The organism is Marinomonas sp. BSi20584 (assembly GCF_002792415.1).
GTDB lineage: Bacteria > Pseudomonadota > Gammaproteobacteria > Pseudomonadales > Marinomonadaceae > Marinomonas > Marinomonas polaris.
The window spans coordinates 1-23,829 of the sequence record NZ_KZ454891.1 but is presented as its reverse complement, the minus strand read 5'-3'; the positions used below and the strand labels follow the sequence as shown (position 1 = coordinate 23,829).

General features: G+C 43.6%; 20 protein-coding genes and 4 tRNA genes. 10 read left to right on the top strand and 14 right to left on the bottom strand.

Annotation, left to right across the window (positions count from 1 at the left end; translation table 11 throughout):
- Window positions 1–21 precede the first annotated feature (21 nt).
- The 13 genes from rplJ to TY87_RS18255 form a co-directional block, all read right to left on the bottom strand.
- Window positions 22–522 (bottom strand): 50S ribosomal protein L10, encoded by a 501-nt coding sequence (gene rplJ / locus TY87_RS18315; RefSeq protein WP_072841845.1) that lies wholly within the window; start codon window positions 520–522, stop codon window positions 22–24.
- Between the two features lie 231 nt (window positions 523–753).
- Complete coding sequence (rplA, locus tag TY87_RS18310) at window positions 754–1,455, bottom strand: 50S ribosomal protein L1 (RefSeq protein ID WP_072841847.1); 702 nt, start codon at window positions 1,453–1,455, stop codon at window positions 754–756.
- Window positions 1,455–1,889, bottom strand: coding sequence for a 50S ribosomal protein L11 (gene rplK / locus TY87_RS18305; protein ID WP_012071947.1), 435 nt, complete (start codon window positions 1,887–1,889; stop codon window positions 1,455–1,457). Before rplK ends, rplA begins: the two co-directional genes overlap by 1 nt.
- Before the next feature lie 49 nt (window positions 1,890–1,938).
- Window positions 1,939–2,472, bottom strand: coding sequence for a transcription termination/antitermination protein NusG (gene nusG, locus TY87_RS18300; protein WP_072841849.1), 534 nt, complete (start codon window positions 2,470–2,472; stop codon window positions 1,939–1,941).
- A gap of 9 nt (window positions 2,473–2,481) precedes the next feature.
- Window positions 2,482–2,850 (bottom strand): preprotein translocase subunit SecE, encoded by a 369-nt coding sequence (secE, locus tag TY87_RS18295; protein ID WP_072841851.1) that lies wholly within the window; start codon window positions 2,848–2,850, stop codon window positions 2,482–2,484.
- A 43-nt stretch (window positions 2,851–2,893) separates the two neighbouring features.
- Window positions 2,894–2,969: transfer RNA gene (locus TY87_RS18290), tRNA-Trp, on the bottom strand.
- Window positions 2,970–3,085: 116 nt separating this feature from the next.
- A tRNA-Thr gene (locus TY87_RS18285) sits at window positions 3,086–3,161 on the bottom strand.
- Between the two features lies 1 nt (window position 3,162).
- Window positions 3,163–3,237: transfer RNA gene (locus tag TY87_RS18280), tRNA-Gly, on the bottom strand.
- A gap of 3 nt (window positions 3,238–3,240) precedes the next feature.
- A tRNA-Tyr gene (locus TY87_RS18275) sits at window positions 3,241–3,324 on the bottom strand.
- A gap of 74 nt (window positions 3,325–3,398) precedes the next feature.
- Window positions 3,399–4,103: an SPOR domain-containing protein gene (locus tag TY87_RS18270; RefSeq protein WP_100188179.1), complete on the bottom strand. Its 705-nt coding sequence runs from the start codon at window positions 4,101–4,103 to the stop codon at window positions 3,399–3,401.
- Complete coding sequence (locus TY87_RS18265; RefSeq protein ID WP_100188178.1) at window positions 4,100–4,834, bottom strand: type III pantothenate kinase; 735 nt, start codon at window positions 4,832–4,834, stop codon at window positions 4,100–4,102. Before TY87_RS18265 ends, TY87_RS18270 begins: the two co-directional genes overlap by 4 nt.
- Window positions 4,818–5,771 (bottom strand): biotin--[acetyl-CoA-carboxylase] ligase, encoded by a 954-nt coding sequence (locus TY87_RS18260; protein ID WP_100188177.1) that lies wholly within the window; start codon window positions 5,769–5,771, stop codon window positions 4,818–4,820. The genes TY87_RS18265 and TY87_RS18260 overlap by 17 nt, the downstream gene beginning before the upstream one ends.
- A gap of 114 nt (window positions 5,772–5,885) precedes the next feature.
- Complete coding sequence (locus TY87_RS18255) at window positions 5,886–7,082, bottom strand: alpha/beta hydrolase (protein ID WP_100188176.1); 1,197 nt, start codon at window positions 7,080–7,082, stop codon at window positions 5,886–5,888.
- A 97-nt stretch (window positions 7,083–7,179) separates the two neighbouring features.
- Between TY87_RS18255 and TY87_RS18250 the strand changes: the two genes are divergently transcribed.
- Both TY87_RS18250 and TY87_RS18245 read left to right on the top strand, forming a co-directional pair.
- Window positions 7,180–7,614 carry a GNAT family N-acetyltransferase gene (locus TY87_RS18250; RefSeq protein WP_100188175.1) on the top strand — a complete coding sequence of 145 codons (435 nt, stop codon included), beginning with the start codon at window positions 7,180–7,182 and terminating at the stop codon, window positions 7,612–7,614.
- Window positions 7,615–7,775: 161 nt separating this feature from the next.
- On the top strand, window positions 7,776–9,119 hold the full coding sequence (locus tag TY87_RS18245) for a GH1 family beta-glucosidase (RefSeq protein WP_100188174.1): 1,344 nt from the start codon (window positions 7,776–7,778) through the stop codon (window positions 9,117–9,119).
- A 98-nt stretch (window positions 9,120–9,217) separates the two neighbouring features.
- Here TY87_RS18245 and TY87_RS18240 read toward each other — a convergent pair whose 3' ends face one another.
- Window positions 9,218–10,897 (bottom strand): OpgD/OpgG family glucan biosynthesis protein, encoded by a 1,680-nt coding sequence (locus TY87_RS18240; protein ID WP_232617182.1) that lies wholly within the window; start codon window positions 10,895–10,897, stop codon window positions 9,218–9,220.
- A 475-nt stretch (window positions 10,898–11,372) separates the two neighbouring features.
- Between TY87_RS18240 and TY87_RS18235 the strand changes: the two genes are divergently transcribed.
- The 8 genes from TY87_RS18235 to TY87_RS18200 all read left to right on the top strand — a co-directional run bounded on the left by TY87_RS18235 (window position 11,373) and on the right by TY87_RS18200 (window position 23,493).
- Entirely contained in the window at window positions 11,373–13,571 is a 2,199-nt protein-coding gene (locus TY87_RS18235) for an EAL domain-containing protein (protein ID WP_100188172.1), read from the top strand.
- 112 nt (window positions 13,572–13,683) lie between these two features.
- Window positions 13,684–14,919 (top strand): uracil-xanthine permease family protein, encoded by a 1,236-nt coding sequence (locus TY87_RS18230; RefSeq protein WP_072841868.1) that lies wholly within the window; start codon window positions 13,684–13,686, stop codon window positions 14,917–14,919.
- Between the two features lie 190 nt (window positions 14,920–15,109).
- The gene (locus TY87_RS18225; protein WP_100188171.1) at window positions 15,110–15,619 is read left to right on the top strand and encodes a sigma-70 family RNA polymerase sigma factor; all 510 of its coding nucleotides are present in this window, start codon (window positions 15,110–15,112) and stop codon (window positions 15,617–15,619) included.
- The gene (locus TY87_RS18220) at window positions 15,619–16,560 is read left to right on the top strand and encodes a FecR family protein (protein ID WP_100188170.1); all 942 of its coding nucleotides are present in this window, start codon (window positions 15,619–15,621) and stop codon (window positions 16,558–16,560) included. The genes TY87_RS18225 and TY87_RS18220 overlap by 1 nt, the downstream gene beginning before the upstream one ends.
- A gap of 108 nt (window positions 16,561–16,668) precedes the next feature.
- A complete protein-coding gene (locus tag TY87_RS18215) occupies window positions 16,669–19,758 on the top strand; it encodes a TonB-dependent receptor (RefSeq protein ID WP_100188169.1) in 3,090 nt (1,029 codons plus the stop codon).
- A gap of 89 nt (window positions 19,759–19,847) precedes the next feature.
- Window positions 19,848–20,621, top strand: a complete 774-nt coding sequence (locus TY87_RS18210) for a Slam-dependent surface lipoprotein (protein WP_100188168.1) — start codon at window positions 19,848–19,850, stop codon at window positions 20,619–20,621.
- An 81-nt stretch (window positions 20,622–20,702) separates the two neighbouring features.
- Window positions 20,703–22,199 carry a surface lipoprotein assembly modifier gene (locus tag TY87_RS18205; protein WP_100188167.1) on the top strand — a complete coding sequence of 499 codons (1,497 nt, stop codon included), beginning with the start codon at window positions 20,703–20,705 and terminating at the stop codon, window positions 22,197–22,199.
- A gap of 1 nt (window position 22,200) precedes the next feature.
- Window positions 22,201–23,493: a tetratricopeptide repeat protein gene (locus tag TY87_RS18200; protein ID WP_100188166.1), complete on the top strand. Its 1,293-nt coding sequence runs from the start codon at window positions 22,201–22,203 to the stop codon at window positions 23,491–23,493.
- Window positions 23,494–23,829: the final 336 nt, after the last annotated feature.

Genomic DNA, 23,829 nt, shown 5'->3' with positions numbered 1-23,829 from the left:
GAAGGGATACGGCAAGCCGTATTAAGCCGCTTCTTGCTCTTTTTGATCGCGAACCGCTGCAAGAGTACGTACAAACTTGCTTGTTGCGCCCTGAATAACACTCATCAGTTTCGCAATAGCTTCGTCGTATGTAGGCAGTGTTGCCAAACGATCAATGTCGCCAGCTGGGATCAACTCACCGTTGAACGCCAACGCCTTCACTTCAAACTTACTGTTAGTTTTCGCAAACGCTTTCAACAAACGAGCAGCCGCACCCGGGTGTTCGTTAGAAAAAGCAATTAGCGTAGGACCAACAAAGCTTTCAGCTAGACATTCGAAGTCAGTGCCTTCAACTGCACGGCGAGCCAAAGTGTTACGTACTACACGTACATAAACACCTGCTTCGCGCGCTTCTTTACGTAGTGCTGTCATATTGCTCACGGTAACACCGCGAGAATCAGCAACTACCGCAGACAATGCAGTTTTAGCAGCTTCGCTAACTTCGGCGACAATGGCTTTTTTGTCTTCTAGACCTAATGCCACTGGTTTTCTCCTGGATTAGCAGGGAATAAATTCCCCTATTTTTACCAACTCTCCGATTACTCGAAGTACTTGCTGGTGAGTTAGATCCAGTTAATCTGAATCGGGCCACACCATCTGCGCAGGACAAACATTTTTCAACGTTGTTATTAAACCGTTAGGTTCCTGCGGTCTTTGACGGCCTACTCAACAAATAAATGAAGGCAGACCCCAAAGCTCATGATCTAAACATGCTTACTTAGTAGAGTTAAGCGCGCCTAGATCAATTTGTAGACCAGGTCCCATTGTAGAGGACAAGGTCACTTTTTTCAGGTAAACACCTTTAGAAGACGCAGGCTTAGCACGACGCAAATCGGTTAAAAGCGCTTCCAAGTTACCTCTGATAGCATCAGCAGCGAACTCAATAGAGCCAACAGCAGCATGGATGATACCATTTTTATCTGTACGGTAACGAGCTTGACCTGCTTTTGCATTTCGTACTGCAGTAGCAACATCAGGCGTTACAGTGCCAACTTTAGGGTTAGGCATTAGACCACGTGGGCCTAAAATCTGACCTAGTTGACCAACGATACGCATCGCATCAGGTGATGCAATAACTACGTCAAAATCAAGGTTACCAGCTTTAACTTGTTCAGCCAAATCGTCGAAACCAACAACATCTGCACCAGCTTCTTTCGCAGCTTCAGCGTTTGCACCTTGCGCAAATACTGCAACACGAACATCTTTACCAGCACCATGAGGCAATACTGTAGAGCCACGAACAACCTGATCAGATTTACGTGGGTCAACGCCTAGGTTAACAGATACGTCGATAGACTCTTTAAACTTAACAGTAGAAAGCTCAGACAATAGAGCAACAGCTTCTTCTACAGAGTAAAATTTAGTTGCTTCTACTTTTTCAGCGATCAAGCGAGCGCGTTTAGTTAATTTAGCCATTAGTTAACACCCTCAACTTCTAGACCCATAGCGCGTGCGCTACCAGCAATAGTACGAACTGCTGCATCCATGTTAGAAGCAGTCAAATCAGCCTGCTTAGCAACAACAATCTCTTCTAGTTGAGCACGAGTAACCGTACCAACTTTTTGAGTGTTTGGACGTGGAGAACCACTCTTCAAGCCAGCTGCCTTTTTAAGCAAAACTGCTGCAGGAGTAGATTTAGTTTCGAATGTAAAACTACGATCACTGTAAACAGTGATGATAACAGGCGTTGGAAGACCTGGCTCAAGGCTTTGAGTTTTAGCATTGAACGCTTTACAGAATTCCATGATATTCACACCGTGTTGACCAAGTGCTGGACCAACTGGTGGACTTGGGTTCGCTTGACCCGCTTTAACTTGTAGCTTGATATAAGCTTGGACTTTCTTAGCCATTTTTCAACTCCAATTGGGTCACTGCCCGAAGGCTACCCGTTCAACAAAATCAGGCCTTTTCAACCTGACTAAATTCCAAATCAACTGGCGTAGAGCGCCCAAATATAAGCACTGCCACTTTGATTCGACTTTTATCGTAATCCACTTCTTCCACAACACCGTTGAAATCAGCAAATGGCCCTTCGTTAACACGAACAACCTCACCAACTTCAAACAAAGTCTTAGGACGAGGCTTATCAACACCGTCACTAACACGCTGTAGAATAGCATCCGCTTCGCGAGCCGTAATTGGTGAAGGCTTATCAGCCGTACCACCAATAAAACCAAGCACACGAGACGTACCTTTAACCAAATGCCAAGAGGCGTCATTCATATCCATTTGAACCAATACATAACCTGGATAGAACTTTCTTTCACTCTTGCGCTTTTTGCCATCTCGAATCTCGACCACTTCTTCAGTCGGCACCAAGATGTCACCAAAATTCTCTTCCTGCCCCATAACCTGCACTCGCTCTGTAAGCGAACGCATTACGTGCTTTTCGTACCCTGAGTACGCTTGTACTACATACCATCGTTTGGTCACGAGCAACTCCTAACTAATTACCGAGGAAACGATCCAACCAAGGAACGAATCCACCCCCCATAGTACGAGAGACATAAAAACAACAACCGCTAATACTATTAAGGTTGTTTGCATGGTTTCTTGTCTAGTTGGCCATACAACTCTGCGAATTTCAGTTTTAGCTTCTTTTGCCAAAGTAAAAAAAGCCTTTCCTTTCACAGTTTGTAATGCAACAAAACCAGCGACACCAGCCAACACCAAGATAGCGATTAAGCGATACAATAGTGACTCAGCAGAATAATAGTTATTACCAATCACGCCTACCGCAACTAGCAGAACAACAATTGCCCACTTAAACACATCTCCGCGAGACGCTTGAGCTTCAGTACTCGAACTCATACTTCAGGTGATCCCTAACTAAGAAATAGGATGATACGAAAGATGGCAGGCCAAGAGGGACTCGAACCCCCAACAGCCGGTTTTGGAAACCGGTGCTCTACCAATTGAACTATTGGCCTACATTCGTATGGGCGAAGGATGATACCTGAACAAGCCAAACCTGGCAAGGGTATCTGCCCAAAAAACAGACAATAAAAAAGGCGGTCAAACCACCTATCTTTTGCATTGGAAATGCTGGAGCTCATGAGCAGATTTGAACTGCCGACCTCACCCTTACCAAGGGTGTGCTCTACCAACTGAGCTACATGAGCCTGGAGCGGGTAGCGGGAATCGAACCCGCCTCTTCAGCTTGGAAGGCTGAGGTAATAGCCACTATACCATACCCGCAATTGGTGGAGGGAGGTGGATTCGAACCACCGAAACTTTCGTGGCAGATTTACAATCTGCTCCCTTTGGCCACTCGGGAACCCCTCCACGTACTCAGCGCTACAACGCAACACCCCAAAAGGTGGGAGCCATTATATGAATCGTCTTGCCAATTGCAAGCGCTAGCAAGGATTTTTTTCTACTTTTATCATCATCTTGGTCAGATCGAAGCGTGACATAAACTGTTCCCAGTCTTTTTCATCCACTGGCTGCGCAATATCTATCTGCTGAAGCGGGACATTTCGCATATGTTCATAAACATCAACAGCATAGCCAGATACATTTTGAATGCGCACTTTCGCTTGGTCAGCTCGCTCTTTTGAAGAATATAGACCTAAAGAGATACGATTCTTCATTTCGGCACGATTAATAACAAAGCTATCAATGGATTTAGAAGCAAGCTCTTTTACTATACGCTCAGCAATGGCTGGTGTTTCCGGTGCGGCAATATAGAGCCAAAACTTAGGCCTTTTACCTGAAGCTTCTTGATCCTTATAAGCCCAGCCAAAACTCTTCAGAACTTGAATGATTTGTCTTTTATCATCATCGCGCTCTGTTTCTAAGCGCGGACAGTATAAATCAGGCGAATCTCCAGAAGCCTGATCCATCACCTTACTCAGTGCATCCTCAAGCCCTTCACCATATGCAATCCTCGCATTATAATCCTGCTCAGTAACTGCTGGCACCTCGGACAAGAGATGAATTCTCTCGCTCACAGGCGGCCCATAAATAGATTCTTTATTTTTTTCTAGCTTATCCTGAACAAAACTATGCCAGCTTAAAAAGGCAGCATTAAGTAACACTATAAAAAGAAATAGCCACTTCATTTATTGCCTCTTAACTGTTCATCACCAACCAGCTTTGCGCCCAAAGCCACAAGATTAGGAAAACATTCGAGCGCAATGCCTAATCTATTCAATAACGCTTGCGCATCTCCACCTGTCACAACCCACTTAAATTCAGGATATCGATGATGAATACGCTCTAAAAAACCCAACGCCATCTCATGACAACCCTCTGTCACCGCTCTTGCCGTAGAGTTAGGCAACCCCTCACCTTCGACCACTTCATGGGAATCAAAGCGAATCCGAGCAGTTTTCGAGAGCAAAGATTCCGTCATCATTGCCAACCCAGGAGCAATATAACCACCAAGATGGGTGCCCTCTCTATTAACCACATCCACTTTTATCGCTGTACCGGCATCTACTACTACCGCATCACCTTTTATCAGGTGATGCGCCGCAATAACACCGAGCCATCGATCAATTCCCAATCGCTCAGGCTCAATATAGGCATTACGAACGAAGCAAGCGGTCGCTTGGCTCGTCAGCGTAATCCATTCACTACTTGGAAACTCAGCTTGGACATCAGCATGCAACAGTGCGCTCTGCTCTTTAGATCGTACACTGGCAAAATAAATCACCTCCGGTGCAAAACCGGTTTCCACAGGACAACTATCACCTCGCTGAACCCACAATACCTGTTCGCCTTCAAAGGCAGTAAATTTGATACTAGTATTACCCGCATCAACGACCAAAATTCTAGACTCGACGGACACTAATTTCCCCTCCATGAAGAGCCACCAGCTCACCATTTTCTTCTAGAAGCAGAGCACCTTTTTGATCAATACCTCGTGCAATACCCTGACGTTGCTGAGAAACCGTACTAACAGTAACCATCTGATTGAACAAAACATCATACGCTTGCCACTGATATTGAAAATGCTTCATACCATTGCCATCTTCAAATAATTGACAAATATCAATCAGCTCTTTGGTTAATTCAGCCAAAATGACATTCCGACTTGGGCGAGACTTAAGGCGAGACACAAGGTCCGTCCAAGGCTGATCAACGTGGGTCATAATGCCATCATTCATTTCGACATTAAGTCCGACTCCAATGATCACATGACAAACGTCCTGATCAGCCACCATTTCCAGTAAAATACCGCAGATTTTCTGACCGTCTACTTGTACGTCATTAGGCCACTTCAACCCAGGATTGGGAATACCAGCTTTTTTTAATACTCGAGCTACAGCAACGCCCACCGCGAGACTTAAACCTTCAACAACATTTGGGCCATTATCAAAACGCCATGCGAATGAAAATGTAATATTTTTTGCGACTCCCGACTCCCACTGACGACCACGACGCCCCTTACCTTGAGTCTGACGTTCAACCGAGATTAGAACCGGTAAAGGCAGCCCTTGCGATATATAGTGCTTAGCATCGCCGTTGGTTGATTCTGTCTCAAACGCTAATTTGATCGCCACATCATTTGGCACACCGTTTTCACGCAAAGCGTCTTCAGACAACAGTTCGACTGGTGAAGGTAAACGATAACCTCGACCTTTAACTGAGTGAACAGTCACACCAATCGCCTCTAACTTTTTAAGCCTCTTCCAGACCGCTGCGCGGGTAACTCCCAATGCGGCTCCCAACTCTTCGCCAGAGTGAAATTCATTATCACTAAGCAGGGCCAAAACAGCTTGCATCAACGCTCTCCAATTTCACTTCTTGTATCATTCAACCCTAATACCTACCTAATTCCTGACATTTATTAGAGCAATCTATTGCCGAGTCAACTCTGTCATAAGAAGAGGCTCTACTTATCTATTACTACTCGCGTTTGCCTTGATGAAAAAAGCGACTTCTTGCATTAACGAATTAAAGTTCGGATTCCAAGATACTCGTGCCGCATGAGGGCTTTTCTTCGTTAATGCATCAGAACTTTCGCCAAACCAATTATTTTTATCCGTTCGACACGCTTGATACAAAGGCTCATCAGACAGATACCAACCACATATACGGTATTCACCTACAGCGCCGTAATAGGTATTATCGGGGTTACCATGAACAGCCATATGCGATAAACCGAATATTTTAGACTCTGGCCAATTGGTATTGTAAACCTTAATACGGTCTGTATTGGTGCTCATTTGATCTTTACTATAAAGTACCATCTGACTCTTTGTCCCAATCATCCCCACGTTAAACACCTTTTCTGACACAGACGAATCTACTGTTTGATCATCTTCTGATAAGGCAACAAACACTGGCAAATCTTTCGGATTATCAAGAATCAAATTACGCACTTCTTTAGACAACTTATACACCTGAGCAATTGCAGGCAGAGGGATTGACGCGTATTTAGCAAAGTCATCACTTGGATAATGGTCTAACCAATCTTTCACCATCGCCAACCAAGGAGAAAGCCAATCTATGCTGCTATTTACCTTAAACACAGGCGAAAACAAAATAGCACCTGCAACACTGTCAGGATGTTGCCAAGCATATTCCGCAGCCAATGCGCCGCCAGTAGAAAAACCACCAACATACATGACATCTACTTCTTTACTAAACTGATCAGCAGCATTTTGAAACGTCGCACGCCAATCATCACGTGAGACATTGAGAAGGTCTTCTGCCTTTGTGCCATGACCTGGCAACAAAACTACGCGCACCTGATAACAAGCAGCTTGCAAAGCAAGCGCAGGGTCTCGCATCGAAAAAGGAGAATCTGATAAGCCGTGAGACAACAACACTCCAATGCGCGCTCGCCCTGCACAGCTTTCTGCATCAGGCAATAACTCAAAGGGCAGAACAGCGGCGAGCTCTCTAGGCTTGTCATCAGCATTGATCCATACCTTGCGCTCGCTTACATATTCCTCTGCACGTACTAAATAATGAGCAAAAGATTCTTCTGACTCATAAACAAACTCCGTTTGTTGTTGTGCTGCGTATCCAATTCCAGAAATGGACAATGCCAAAACACAAAAACACCAGAACACTATTCTTTGCCGCACGATAATCCCTCCCGCTATCCGTCATTCAATTTCATTAACACTATAAAATAGCGGATTATGCTACCATCAAGCACTTCGTCGCTATACAAATTCCACTATGAAGACATCCTACCCTATCCCCGAACAAGTTCCTTCGCTTTGGTTTCCTTTGGTGAAGAAATTTTATCAAGAACATTATCCAAGCGGTAAACCAAACAAAGCGGATCCTATTTGGGTAATAAGAGATAAAGGCAAAATTCTTTGCGCGGTAAGACTCAAACAAATTGCCAACTCTCAGCTGCTTACCGGTATGGTGACAGAGCCAATCCATCGTAATATTGGTCTCGGCAGCCATCTAATCAACGGCATTCATCCAGCATTAGATGAAAAAACCACTTATTGCTTCGCATTTACGCATCTTGTGCCATTTTATAGCGCAAATCATTTTACGGTCATCTCGGCAGAAATGTTACCAGAAGAACTAGCAAGTCGCTTTCGAGCCTATACGACACAAGGTCGAAATCTGACACCAATGCGCTATATCCGTAGCTAAAAAGTACTTAATTCGCTGCTAAAAATCACTTAAAATGCACTTAAATAATCTTAAATTACTAAAACAGCCATGCCATTGTTGACGCTTTTCAACCTCCTCCAGTACCTTTGATCGCAATACTTATCTTTGCTAAGACAATAAATAAAAAGACTGAGGACAACATGTCAATCACCCTACCATCACATTCAAAAATGCTTACCTCCGATTTTATCTTTGGTGTGGCAACCGCCTCTTTCCAGATTGAAGGCGCGACAACTGCTGATAATCGCCTCCCTTCTATTTGGGATACCTTCTGCGCAACTCCTGGCAAGGTAAAGGGCATGGACAATGGTGAGGTGGCTTGTGACCATTATCATCTATGGGAGCAAGACATCCAGTTGATTAAAGATCTCGGTGTAGACGCTTATCGATTATCAATTGCTTGGCCTCGAGTCATGGACAAAAAAGGCGAAGCAAACCAAGCTGGACTGGATTTTTATCGCAACTTGCTTAAAAAGCTCAAAGCAGAAGGGCTCACTGTATTTGCGACACTTTACCATTGGGATCTGCCACAACACCTAGAAGACAAAGGTGGCTGGCTTAATAGAGAAACCGCATACCAGTTCAAAAATTACGCAGACTTGGTGACCAAAGAATTATCAGAATGGGTTGATAGCTGGGCGACATTCAACGAACCTTTTTGCGCCGCAATATTAGGTTATGAATTGGGTATACATGCACCGGGTTTAAGCAAACCAGAATTTGGTCGACAAGCTGCTCACCATATTTTGCTCGCCCATGGTTTAGCACTTCCAGTTATCCGTAAAAACGCACCAAAATCTCAGGTAGGAATAGTGCTCAATATGAACCGCTCCTACGCTGCCAGCGAAAAAGCCGAAGACCAATTCGCGTGCTTGATGCGAGAAACTCTAGATAACCAGTTCTTCATTGAACCGCTCATGAAAGGACAATATCCGCAGTTACTCAAAACCGTTGCTCCGCAGTATTTACCAACAGTTTTACCTGGTGACATGGACATCATTTCTCAACCAATTGATTTCTTGGGCATGAACTTCTACACCTGTAATCACAATGCCTACGATGCCGATGACATGTTCAAAAATGTAAAAAACAGCCAAACAGTTGAGTACACAGACATTGGTTGGGAAATCGCGCCTCAAGCATTCACTGAATTGTTAGTGAATCTTCACAAACAATATACCTTGCCACCTATTTATATTACCGAGAATGGCGCAGCGTGTGCGGATCAGATCATTGATGGCGAAATCAACGATGAGCAACGAGTACGTTATTTAGATGGACATATAAACGCTGTAAATCATGCCATTGAAAGCGGCGTCGATATTCGCGGTTATTTCGCTTGGAGCTTGATGGATAACTTTGAATGGGCAGAAGGTTATAGCAAGCGCTTTGGTCTAACTTACGTGGATTATCAGACTCAAGAGAGAACCATTAAACGCAGCGGACACGCTTATCGCACTCTTCTGAATAACCGCAAAGGTTAAACCCATCAGAATTTATTATTGAGTGACAAAAAACACCCGATGTATGTCACATCGGGCGTTTTTATTTGCCAAGTAAAACCGATTATATCTAGAGAGTGCTACTTCAAATGGCCTGCATTATGAAGCTCTCTGTCTTTCTCCGCTGGCGGAGTCCACTGATACTGCCAAGTTTCAGTAAGCGGCTGTCCGTTAGCTTCCAAGTGAACCGTTAAGTTAATTGGCTTAGATTTCCCTTTCGGTGGTACCAAATCAAACATCGCACGGTAACCATCGATAGAATGCAGTGGTCGAGCCGATTCGATTTCGATTCTTCCTTCAGACGACGTAATCACCGCTTTCACTTTCGTATCATTGCCTAACATAGCTAAAGAGCCGCCAGCGAAATCAACCACAAAACGTTTGCTGTAATACTGACGCTTCTTACCAATCACACCACCGATGCCTGTAAAAGTATCAACAACACGAGCGCGGTTAGATTGCACAGGTGGATGACTGCCCCAATACATATTGTAGCTGTAGAGCAACTCTTGACCCGCTTCAACCGGAGCCGCTGGATTCCAGAAGGCTACGATGTTATCGAAGGTTTCATCCAACGTTGGAATTTCTACCAATTGCACAGAGCCCTTACCCCAGTTACCAAGTGGTTCAATCCACAAACTTGGGCGCTTCTCATAGAAAACACCGTCATCTTGATAATGATCGAAATTACGGTCACGCTGCAGCAAACCAAAGCCTTTTGGATTCTCATCGCTGTAAGCATTAAATTGTAAATTTTCAGGGTTGGATAATGGTCGCCAGATCCATTCGCCGTTGCCGGTTTGCATAGCAAGGCCATCCGAGTCATGAATCTCTGCACGCCAATCATAATTGGTTCGGCGATCATTTTCGCCAACCATAAACATACTAGTCATTGGCGCCACACCTAAACGCTCAACAGATTTGCGAGGATAAATAGCGGAATCTACGCGCATTTTGAACGGTTCACCCGGAGTCATATCAAAACGATAAGCCCCAGTTACACTAGGAGAATCCATTAACGCGTAAACAGTAACTACATCTGAGCCTGGTTTTGGCTTCTCTAACCAAAAGTCAGTAAAAATAGGAAACTCTTCGGGATGCGGCATTGCGGTATCAATCGCTAAGCCACGAGCGGAAAGACCATATTGCATTTCACTGCCAACAGCACGGAAATAGCTCGCACCTAAAAAGGCGACAACATCACGCTGCCAATCTGTGGCGAATTGCATTCTAAAACCAGCAAAACCAAGATCTTTAGGAAGTTTCTTACCATCTACTTTAGATTTACCGTAAGTAAACTCAGAAGGCATATAAGGAATCGGAGTCGACTTACCATTTTCAAGCTCATTCATATGAATTGGCGTATCAAACCCTAGACCAAGATGAAAAAGCTCCGTACGGAACTCTGATTTTTGATCGCGCCACAAAGCCGCCTCTTTATTAAAGCGAATTTCTTGGTAATCATCCCAGTCTAAGCCTTTTAAACTATCTGGCATTTCACCTTGATGGCTTTCATAAGGCTTAGTCGCCAATTGACGAGCATGGCCTTTTAACCAAGCATAGCTAAATTCTTCACCTTCTTTAGGTTGAGCAACAGACTGAGATGATTGTGGCTGTGATTGCGCTGCGCAAGCAGTAAGGCTAAATAGCACACCGACGGCCAATAAAGATCGACTCGCCAAGCGTTGCAAATTACTAGACACATTTGTTTTTCGGGATTTTCGCAAAACCTGCGGCCCGACTAAGTTTGAATCCTTCATGGACTCTGAAAAACAATGAGGAAGCATAGAAAATGACCCTATCAGCTAAAAAGTTGCTATCTATACTAGCGAATTACCACAGAGCTTAGTGTTCAGATAGAGTAAATATTTAATACATTTATATGGAGAATTTAGGATATCTCCTTACATTTGACACAAAATCTATTTTAAATTTGACCAATCGTCTCACTTCATACCACAGCGTACCTTTTTATTTCCAATACAAGAGGATAAGTGTCTCAGTTATTCACATTAAAAAAGCTTGCCCTCTCAATGTGTAAAACAAAATAACCTTGATAGCGGACAAACTAAATTGATTACATAACGATACAGAGTAGCATCACATGTTATACAGCCGAAAAACTAAATTGGGGTTAAAATAACGATCACTGAACACATAATGATGTCGTTTATATAACAACCGCTAACTCTATTTTTTCATTTGAGCGCGGATAAAAAATTAAGGTGAAGAATAATGACATATCCTTGGGGAACAATATTAGGCTATTTTCTAGCTTCATGTTTTTTACTCATACTTATATATGTCTATATTAAAACCAAAGCAGAAAGAAACATTTTTTTTCAGCAGCTTGAACATTCTGAAAACCATAAAAAACAATTAACATCGTCACTCGACGCTCTTTCTGATCCTATGTGGATTAAAGACAAGGACCAAACCTATATTTATTGTAATCCTGCATTTGAGCAATTTATCGGCCTATCAAAGCTAGAAATAATCGGCTACAGAGACGAAGAAATTCAATCTCAACAAGCCCAGCTTAGTCAAAATATCATCCCTGCCATTACCTCAAATGAAGAAACAGGAACCACCGAAGAGTACGTTTGCTTACCCTGTGGCAACGTAGATTATTTTCAAGTTAGTACCGAACGTATATACGACATTAGCGACCAACTTTTTTCGTCAGTTGGTTATGCGCAAAAAATAACGCCATTTAAAGAAAGAGAAAGCGAACTTGTCGATGCTGAAATACGCGTGAACGAAGCGTTAAAATTAACCAAAGTAGGTATTTGGGAATGGGATGTCGGCAAAGATATCTGGTTTGCAACTCCATCGTATTTTACTATGCTCGGCTATGCTCCCGTCAAAGGCATGGCAGATAGAAAGGCTGAATTGGAAAAAATACACCCTGAAGATCGTCAGCATGTTATGGACAGCATAAATAATATTTTAACCAGCAAAAGTGAATCAAATTATTACAAATACCAAGCTCGAATTAGACATATAGACGGCAGCTATCGATGGATAGGCGTACGTTGCATCGTGACGGAGTTTGATCAAGAAGATAAACCAGCTCGCATGCTTGGTGTACGAATTGATATTGATGAAATCCAAAAGGCACATGATCAGGTCGAGTGGTTAGCACATCACGACTCATTAACAAAACTCCCAAACAGAGTTGCACTGAATAAAACATTCCATCAAATCATCAAACCTAATACCAAAATAGCATTACTATTTATCGACTTAGACCACTTCAAAAATGTCAACGACACACTTGGTCATAGCATAGGGGACAAGTTACTACTTACTGTTGCAGACAGAATGCGCACCTTGATTAATAATATTGGTTACGTTGCACGACAAGGCGGTGACGAATTTATTATTCTGCTACCTGCAGATAATGAAGAATGCTTAATCGAAAAAACCTGCGCTATCAAAGAGGCTTTATCCGCGCGCTATAACATCGATCAACATCAGTTTTTTATCACACCGTCTATCGGTGTGAGTTTATATCCGCGAAATGGAGAAGACTTCGACACCCTTTATCAGCGAGCAGATGCCGCTATGTATCATGCCAAGCATACGGGCAGAAATCGATACGCTTTTTTCACCGAAGAAATGCAAGCAATTTCGACACGAGCACTTACATTAGGTAATGCCCTTCATGACGCCCTAGAACGACAAGAGTTTTCCTTACACTATCAGCCGCAAATTTCGCTCATCACGGGAAAAATAATAGGTGCGGAAGCACTCATTCGATGGCATAGCCTAGAATTAGGTCATGTCAGTCCAGGAGAATTCATTCCCCTTGCAGAAGAGAGTGGACAAATTTTGGCCATAGGAGAATGGGTTTTACGAGAAACAGCACGCCAACTAAAACAATGGCTAGAAGAAGGGATTACTCCCGTTAGAATTGCAGTAAACCTGTCATATGCCCAGTTTCAAGTAAATGACCTTCCAGCTATTGTGGCGGCAATACTCAACGAATACGCCGTACCAGCACAATACTTAGAACTTGAACTCACCGAGCGCATTGCGACAAAAGATCCTGAGCACACGATAACAATACTAGAATCTTTCCAGCAACTTGGAATACATACATCCATCGACGACTTTGGTACAGGCTATTCATCTTTGAGCTATCTCCAACGATTCCCCGTTTATAAGCTCAAAATCGACCAGTCTTTTGTACGCAATATGACAACCAATACCAACGATCAAGTCATAGTAGGGACCATTATCCTACTCGCGCAACAACTAGGCATGACTACAATAGCCGAAGGTGTAGAAACGAAAGCGCAACTAGAAATGCTCTACAATATTGGTTGCGATGATATTCAAGGCTATTACATCAGTCGGCCAATTCCAGCAGAAGAGTTCAAAATAGGTTTCTTGCAGAAAAAGCAAAGGTTTCTCGTCGCGCAAGACTAGCATTAATGAACAGAAATCGATTAAAGCCCCTAAGCAAAATTCTTACCTTTCTGGCGCTTATGTCAACTTGTCTATAAAATCCCTGAACTCAAACTATCCAAGGATTTTATCTATGAAAAATGCCGTCTTAGGCATTCAAATGCTGTTTGTTGCATTTGGCGCTTTAGTGCTCGTCCCACTATTAACAGGACTAGATCCTAACGTTGCGCTTTTTGGCGCAGGTGTCGGTACTCTCTTATTTCAATTAACCACACGCAGAACGGTTCCAATTTTTCTTGCTTCTTCTTTTGCCTTTATCGCACCCATTATGTACGGCGTCCAAACATGGGGAATTCCTGCGACTATGGGCGGCTTAATAGCAGCAGGTTTTGTCTATGTCGTTCTTGGTGGGTTTATTCGGCTCAAAGGCGCTGGCTTCATTCATGCCCTACTACCACCCGTTGTTATCGGCCCAATCATCATGGTTATTGGTCTTGGTCTAGCACCCGTCGCTGTCAATATGGCGCTTGGGAAAGCAGGTGACGTACAAGCAATTGATGCAGATATTTCTATGTTAATTGCTGTTGCCTCTTTGCTTACTACGATTCTAATTAGCGTGTTCGCTAAAGGCCTGTTTAAATTATTGCCCGTTTTTGGCGGTATTCTCGTTGGCTATGTCTTAAGTCTATTCTTTGGCATAGTCAATTTTGAACCTATATACAATGCAGCATGGTTTGCTATGCCAAACTTTACCGCACCAGAATTCAACATTAATGCGATACTTTTTATGTTACCTGTTGCTATTGCTCCAGCGGTTGAGCATGTTGGAGATATTCTGTCTATTTCTAACGTTACCGGAAAAGACTATCTCAAGAAACCTGGTCTACATCGCACTATTGCTGGCGACGGTATCGCAACGATGGCTGCCGCTATGGTTGGCGCACCACCAAATACGACTTATAGTGAAGTTACTGGCGCAGTGATGCTTACCAAGGCATTCAATCCTGTCATCATGACATGGGCCGCCATTGCAGCCATTATTCTTGCTTGGGTTGGTAAATTAGGTGCAGCTCTGCAAACTATCCCACTACCTGTAATGGGCGGCATTATGATTCTATTGTTTGGCTCTATTGCTGCTGTAGGACTAAATACCTTGATTAAGAATCAAGTCGACCTTCATAAGTCACGCAACTTAATCATCGTTGGTGTAACCCTAGTGTTTGGTATCGGTGGTATGGCCTTTGGTATTGGTGAGTTCAGCCTTCAAGGCATCAGCCTATGTGGCATCGTCGCGATCACGCTGAATTTAATTTTACCGAAAGACATCGGCGATAATCACATCGTCGACAAAGCACAAATGGAAGAATAATACTTTCATATTAAAGCAGCACCATCTAAAACGGTCCCAAATTGGGGCCGTTTTTTTTAGTGACCTAATCACAGAAAATACACAAAAATATCCAACTAACCAAATATTAAGTTTTATTAAATCTATTGCATATTTACCTTCATCCTGAAATCATAAATGATAACCATTATCAAATGATAGGTTTTACGATATGAATAGAGATTTACAACTCCAATTCACTCAGCTTTATGAAATGCATCAAGGATGGCTATCTAATTTTCTTCGCAAGCGACTTAATTGCTCACACAAAGCCGCGGATTTAATGCAAGACACCTACTTGAAAGTATTGGTTAGTGGGAAAATACCGCCTACCGAATACGCACGCCAGTATTTAACTTGTATCGCTAAGGGTCTAGTGGTTGATCAATATCGTCGGTGGCGTATTGAGCAGGCATACTTGGAATCAATCAGTCATCTTCCTGAAGAGTATCATTCGTCACCAGAAAAACGCCTTGAAGTTATCGAGACCTTAATAGAGATCGATGCGCTATTACACCAAGTATCGGAAAAAGCACGCCAAGCATTTCTACTGCGCAGACTAGAAGGGTTGTCCTATTCCGACATTGCAGTGCAATTAAACGTATCAATATCTTCTGTAGAGAAATACATCGCCAAAGCGTTACAAGCGTGTGCCATAGCCATGATGGAGAGACACAAATAATGCAACCAAACCAAATTGATCTAGAACGCATTCAACAGGCAGCACATCTAATGGCAAGACTCTGGTCAGACGAACCATCCAAACATGATCAGCACGCTTGTAATAAATGGCGAGCGGCCAACCCTGACAATGAAAAAGCATGGCAATGCCTGATACAAGCACAGGCTCATTTCGGAGATGCCCCGAAAGAGACGATTCAAATCATAGCTCGAAGCCGAAAACTATCTCGTCGTCATGTGTTAAGTTTAATGGGGCTTTCTGCTGGAGGGCTCTTCTTCGCTGGCGGCTATATACATAATCGGTCCATAAGCTCTCACGCCTCTTACTATAAGAACCTAGCCACAGCGACAGGGGAAGTAAGAAGCTTTCCATTAAGCGATATCAATAAACTAGTTGTGAATACAAAGACCACTCTTGCTATGCCAACAGAACATCAATTTAAACTTGATGACGGTGAATTTTTCCTAGATGTATCACAAGCAACGCCTTACCAAATAGAAACAATGGATGGCATAATTTCTTTTAATCAGGGCAAGCTTAATATTCGTCGCACAGATGACATCACCCGTATTAGCGTATTCTCAGGCCAAAGCGTCCAATTGCTTGGTAAACAAATGCATAATCCACTATCAATAAGCCCTGGTGAAAGTGTCTCTTTCAATACCATCAATACATCCCGCATATCTAGTACAGACCCCAATACCATCGGCTGGGTTACCGGCAAGCTGGTAGCACAACGAATGCCCCTCACCGATTTTATACATGAACTAAGTCGTTACCGAAAAGGTATAGTCAGAGTGGCACCAGAGCTCAGGCAGCTGGCCGTCACGGGCGTATTTTCTATAGACAATACAGATCAAATTTTGCAACAGCTACAAGCAAGCCTCCCCATCAACATTTACCAATTAACCCCTTATTGGGTCAACGTGACAGCAAGCTAAGTACAACCCAAAAATAAAAATGATAATTACTTTCATTTTCTTTTGTGGGTTTTCCATCTTCACTCGGTATGAAGGGTATAGACACTAATTCAGCCGAGAAGTTAAAGAATGAAACACCAAAAACAGCCCCTCTTCAAACCATTAATACTGGCCATACCATTAAGCGTTTCCGTCGCATTATATGGAATTTCTCCCGTTTTAGCCGCAGATAACATGGCCCAAGTAGACAGTCGCTACTATTCCATCCCGGCAGGCTCTTTAGATTCAGTACTGAATCAATTTGCATTAACCGCTGATGTGAGTTTATCCATTAACTCTGCCCTTACCACAGGCAAACGCAGCTCTGGACTTAACGGCGACTACACACAAGACGCTGCACTGGCAAAGATTCTGGCAAACACTAATCTGGTTGCCCAACAAACTCAAAATGGCAGTTACATCGTAAAATCCGAGCAAGGAGATGACGGAGTCAATCTTCCTACCATTACCATTGAAGACAACAACGCAATGTCTGATATGAGTGCCCGTGATCAAAAGGGCTATGACGACGTATACGACAAAAACACCTCCACGACCTTTATTGGTAAAACCGAGGTGGAACGTTATAAGGGCACCACCCCATCCGATTTACTACAAGGCGTTCCCGGCGTATTCAGTGGCGAAGCTCGCAACAGCGGCGCACTCGATCTAAACATTCGTGGCGTTCAAGGCCCTGGCCGTGTTCCTGTTACCATAGATGGTACAGAGCAAGCACTCACAGTATGGCGTGGCTACAACGGCGCGACTAACCGTAACTATATCGACCCTAACCTCATCGGCAACGTGCAAATTTACAAAGGTGCCACCAATGAGCGTGACGTACACAGTGGTGTCGGCGGTGCCATGGTGGTGAAAACCCTGTCACCCGACGACTTAATCCGCGACGGTGAAACCTTTGGCGCAGAATTCAAAATAGAAGGCAGCAGCAATGCGACAGGAGAACGAGTACCCGCTCTTCATACTGGCGAATTAGCGACAGATGTCGACGGTTACCCTGCCGGAAGTGCTTACCCCTATGCCGACAAAACCTTACGAGTTAATTTAAAAAGCAAATCGGATAGCGATAACAACCCATTAAATGGCGGCGACTATGCCTACCGAGTCGCAGCGGCCAAAAAGAGTGAACACTTTGACGTGCTCGCTGCTTATGCTTATCGAGAACGAGGCAATTATTATTCAGGGAAAAACAATACGGGCTACTATAACAATCCCAGCGCAGCTGACACCCGAGACTACATCACCTCACTTGCCCAATATTGGCAGCCTGGCGACGAAGTGACCAATACCTCCAGCTTAATGGAGTCTTGGTTATTAAAAACCACATGGCACATTGATGACGACCAAAAAATTGGTTTCAACTTCCGCCAATCTGATTCCACTTATGGCGAAATCATGCCGTCCAGAATCAACAACCAAAGCGACCGCAGTGCCATTCAATGGCCACTTAGTGAAGTCACTGCAAAAGCTTACAATATTGAATACAGCTACAAACCCATAGACAACCGCTGGATCGATTTTAATGCCAATCTTTGGCGAACAGATACCGTTAGTGATACCTACACATCTGGTGGGTTCCCTAACCAAACCTTACCCTCCGATACATCGGGCGTACTCTATGATAACGCTGTCGCCAATGCCAACAGCACCCGCGACGGTATCACCCTTAGTAACAAAATGAACCTTACCGATACCCTAGACCTAACACTTGGCGGTCGTTTTCAGCACGAAAAGCTCACATCCGATGACGAATATGATGAAGCGGCCAGTGCAGGCTGGCGAATGCTCCCACGCGCTGGTCGACGGGAAGAGTGGGAAACCAATTTTGATTTTGCTTGGCGCCCTACCGATAAGCTCAAACTCAATGCCGGCATGACCTATTCCGCTTATTGGGCGTTTGATGATTTCCTCGCGGCTCATCCTGGTGAGTTTAGCCAAAGTACTACCGATTATTACAATATTTCTTACAGCACAGGATATGTCCGTACAGATGAAGAAATTGCAACATTAGTTGCTGAAAGAACAGCCTTCTTTAAAACATATTTAGATTCTGGGGCTATAAGCCAAGCAGTATATGACCAAATTGTTGCTGGTATTTCATACGATAAGACAGTTATTGAGAATACTTACAACAACTATGCAACTTGGAAGCCCGATGCTGATGGCAATTACGACCGTGCCGACAACCCTTGCCTAAATGGTGAGCTAGCAGGAAAAAACGTCGTTTCATGTCAAACAAATCCTGTGAATAACATATCCATCACAGAAGCCAAAAAACACAAAGACCATGGCTGGGTGCCTCATGCAGGTATCAGTTATCAATTCACCGATTACAGCAGAGCTTATCTAACTTATACAGAAACCTTGCGCTACCCAAGCATGTTTGAAAGTACCATGGCCTTTTCGGCATCTCAAAACCCTTACGGCGTCAAACCAGAACACGCCCATAACTGGGAGCTGGCTTATGTACACGATTTAACCCAATGGTTTTCTAGCGCAGAGCATGCCGACGTCAAAATTGCCTACTACGACAACCTCACTGAAGACGTTATCGAACGAGACAGCAATTTTAAATTTAACAATGTCGACGAGCAAAAAATCCGTGGTATAGAACTCAGTGCTCGTTATGACAATGGCCGATTTTTCACTGGTTTAGGCGTGAATTACACCTTACAAAATGAAATCTGTGATGAAGACAGCGCGGCAATGTTATCCACAAATGACCTGGCGCGGGCCGTTGATAATCCGATTCCTCGCTGCTTCAAATACGGCTTTCCTAATGGTTACCAACTCGCCCAAGCTACTCCGGAGCTTTCCGCCAACTTATCACTAGGAGGCCGCTTTATGGACCGTCGTTTAGAAATAGGTGGTCGAGCTACCTATTACAAAGGCTACGAAAACAGTGATCTAGATTGGTACATCGCAAACTCTTATGGGGCCGGTGACAATGAACACGGTTATGTTTATTTCTATAACACGCCTTATAGCTGGGGCGACACGCTCATCTTCGACGCCTACGTCCGCTATAAAATTAATGAAATCTTTGATGTGGAGCTCACCGGCTCAAACCTAAGCGACCAGTATTACGTGGATCCAGCTACTCGATCTGCCGTGGCCGCGCCGGGACGCACATTTAAACTGGGTTTAACAGGCCGCTTTTAGCGACCCGTTAGCAAGGATGACACTACATAAGTAATGTCATAGCAACCGTGTTTTCATTGGGAAAACAAACAACACAATGGAGTAGTACAATGAAAAAGTTACAACTAGTAAGCGCAATGTCTCTCGCTCTTGGCACTTTAGTATTCTCAGGCATGGCAAGTGCAGCCGTTGTTGGTGCATCTAGTAATACGAGCTATGTACAAATTGCCGCATCAGAAGTAAATGGTGGACCTCATACATCAGGGTTAGCAGGCATTTCTATCGAAGCTACTGGTCTTGGCACAGAGGTTGATTTTCAAGGTCTAACGGCCTATTCCCCAGCAGATGCTAATGGGGTTAATCAACTTAATTATGCTTACGATAGTGAAGAAGCTCCTGCAACTCACGCTTCCTTAGGTGTATTTAATTTCGCTCAGGTCGGTACAAGTGATGTTTGGTTCGGTGAGTGGTCTAAAACAGGGGATACAACGGCTGCAAGCCATACTGTTTATTATTCTGGTGCCAATGCGGATACTTCTGTACCAACCTCTGGTACGGCCACCTATACAGTCGTGGGTATCAATAACTACAATGGCACAGCTGCAAGCTTGCTAAACGGTACATTAACCGCTGACTTTGCTGCGGCAACACTAACAGGCAGCATGGCGAACACAAATGGCCTTACTGTTGATATTGGTACAGCTACCATTAATAGCGATGCTTCTGTTACTGGCTCAGATGCAACAGCAAGTATTTCAGTAATCGAAGTCGCTTCTGCTGGTGACGTTTCAGCTCAATTCTACAATGGCCAAGCAGATCTAGCGGGGCTTGTTGACTTTGCTGGTACGCAATACGACACCGCATTTGGCGGCTCTAAAGACTAAGTCATTATTATGATTTAACCTTAGCCGAGCATGATTATCCTGCTCGGCTTTTCTCTTTACTGCCTATGATGAGCCATTTACATGCATTTTTTAAAAAGTAACTTTCTTCATTGCAAGATAGTCGGATTGGCCTTGCTGTTTATGTTCTCACGGTCTGCAACAGCAGATGATCACGATCTGGATACTCAGCTCAGGTTAAACCAAAACATAGAACAACAAAACAATTCAAAGGAAAGTGAGTTACTCAAAGATGAAGATTACCTATCAGAAAAACGCCCAGAGCTGATTCTTGATGGCAAGTCTTACACCGTAGGACACAATGCTAATGATATCGGGCGTGCGCTCTATGTTTCCATTAAACAAAAACAATGGAATGCCGTCGTTTACTTTCTCGATGAATACCGAACACTTTCCGATGCTGATCCACTTTTACTCGCTTATGCGAAAGGCGCATTAGCTCGAATCCAAGGTAATATGGAGCAAGCCGCAACAGAGTATCGCCAGCTCCTCGGCCTGAACCCTGAATTCTTGCCAGGTCAACTGGAACTGGCCCGCGTACTATTCGAAGATCATCAAGATAAAGAAGCAGAGGTAGTTTTTACACAAATATCGGCAAAGCTCGATCCTGACAATGAGCAACAGACTGGCGTCTATCGTACGGTAGAAAGTTTCCGTAAAGCACTTGAACAGCGCCGTGATTGGTCGACGTCTATCGCGCTTGGTGCAGTATGGAATGATAACCTTAACCAATCTTCAGAAAGTCGTACCTGTTTACTCCTTTCCCAAGGCCAATGTATTTATGAACGAAAAATCCCCGATGCTATTTCAGCAACGGGGCTTGATTACGAACTGACCCTTAACAAGCACACACCTATTACGAGTCATAATGGACTGTATTTTCGCTCTTTGCTATATGGTAAAAGCTATGACGATTACACTGATTACAATGAAAGTACGCTAATTACACAGCTAGGTTATCGCTACCAAGATCTCGATGACCAGATACAACTCGCTCCTTCTTTTGAATTTTCCGCCTATGGAAATAAAGCCATGTACAGTGCCTTAGGCCTGCATGGCGAATGGACTCGTCGCTTTTCTAACAAGCAAATGCTTAAAGTCCAAGGCGATTACAAAGAACTGCGCTATAAAAAGCAAAACTACGAACGTTATAACGGCCCTTCCTACTCAGCAAATGCAACTATGTGGCAAGTCTTACCAAATAGCTGGACGTTATTCGGAGGTGTTGATGGCTTAGACCGACAAGCGGATGATAAACCCTATGGCTACTTACAACTTGGCGTACGACTCGGGGTCTCAAAATCGTTTTCTAATGTTCTAAGCACAACATTTTTCACCTCTTTCCGCGAACAAACCTACAAAGCGTACAGCAACATTCTTGGTGCGAAACGCAATGACCATGAAAGCAGCTACACATTGGTCATGAAATCGCCTCAACTGTCCATCTTAGGTTTTGCTCCGAGCCTAACCATCAAACACTCAAATATAAACAGCAATGTAGATTGGCTGTATAGCCGTGAAAACAACCAAGTCAGCCTAAAACTGGAGAAAAATTTCTAACATGATAAAACTGCATCACTTAGCCATTTTTGTCACTCTTTGCGCCCTATTATTAAGCTCTGTATCCTGGGCAGCAGATAACTGGCAATACTACCAAGACAAAGCCATGGCTCTTTATCAAGAAGGCGATTACATCAAGGCAGAAAAAAGCGCCAAATATGCCCTTAAGGTTGCAAAAAAAGCCGACAACGGTACCGCGTTTCGTGCTAGCAGTCTCAACCTATTGGCTTTTATCCAGATAGCACAAGGCAAGCAGAACCCTGCAATTGATTCAATCAATGATGCGATCCAGTTTACAAAAAGCGCTTACGATGACGAACACCCTCAAGTAGCCACTCTGTTATTTAATAAAGGCAATTTCCTAGAACAGGCTGGCCAACCACTAAATGCCATTGAGGCTTATACCCAAGCTTGGGATATTCAACAATTTGAAGATGTTCAAGCGAATGACGTTTTAAAAACCGTAAACGCACTAACTCGCCTTCATAATGAATCGCAGAATTATGCCGAGACCATATCCATCCTCGAAGTGTTTATGAAAGGAAGAAGTAATGAGCCATTTAGTGAACTTTTTCGTCAAATTAACTATTCACTAGCCGAAGCATATGTACAACAAAACCAGCAAGATGCCGCGCAAGTTACACTAAAGCAAGAACTCAACCGAGAACAAAATACACTAGAAAGCAATGATGTCCGCCTTGCCGAAACGCTAGAACGTCTTGCTGTTATCTTAGAGGCTCAAGGAAAACAGAGTTCAGCCACACCTCTGCGTAAGCAAGCCCTTACTATTCGATCTACATCGAGCGAAGCGTCGTTAGCCAATATTATGAACTTAAATGAATTGGCATTAGACAGCCAGCAGAAAAATGATTACCCAAAAGCCAAAGCGCTTTATCAAGAGGCCCTAGCTGGATTACATAAACTCAACCATGCCCAAAGTATAGAGCAAGCACTCATACTTGGTAATCTCGGTAGTGTAGAAGAAGATCAAGGCAACACTAAAGAAGCCTTAACACTTTATCAGCAGAGCCTAGTACTTCATGACAAGATCCCGACCCAGCCATTACAAGCCGCCTATACCTCCGCAAGAGCTGGTGCTATTTTCTATACTAAAAGAGACTACCTAAAAGCAGAACCTCTCTTTCTGCAATCACTCTCCTTGATGGAAAAAGCACAGGCACCAACAGCATCCAAACAAATTGCATTGGAAAATCTGATAGCGCTCTACGATGCATGGCATAAGAATAGAGAGAAGCTGACTTACATAAAACAACTACAAGAACTTAAGAAATAAAGTGACAAAGATTCTTTAAAAGGAAAAATTTAATCTCTTAACGCTCTAATCACTCATATTAAAGCCTCTTTGAACAACATTCCATTCGCCTTGGTTTGGATTAGCGCTAACGCGTTGAGCTTGCGAAACAGGGCAAGCGAAGCAAATACCGAGGTGAAATATAGTATGCTAACAAAAAGCTTAGAATATAGTACGTCACGTTTTGTCGGGATAAAGCCACGACCGACAAAACAGTCCTGAACCAAGCTGTAGGTCGGCCTTCAGGCCGTCAAAGTACCTTTCCTGAAGACGATTCATTATTTTCTGCAGACGAAAAAAAGCCCTGACAGCGTTAGC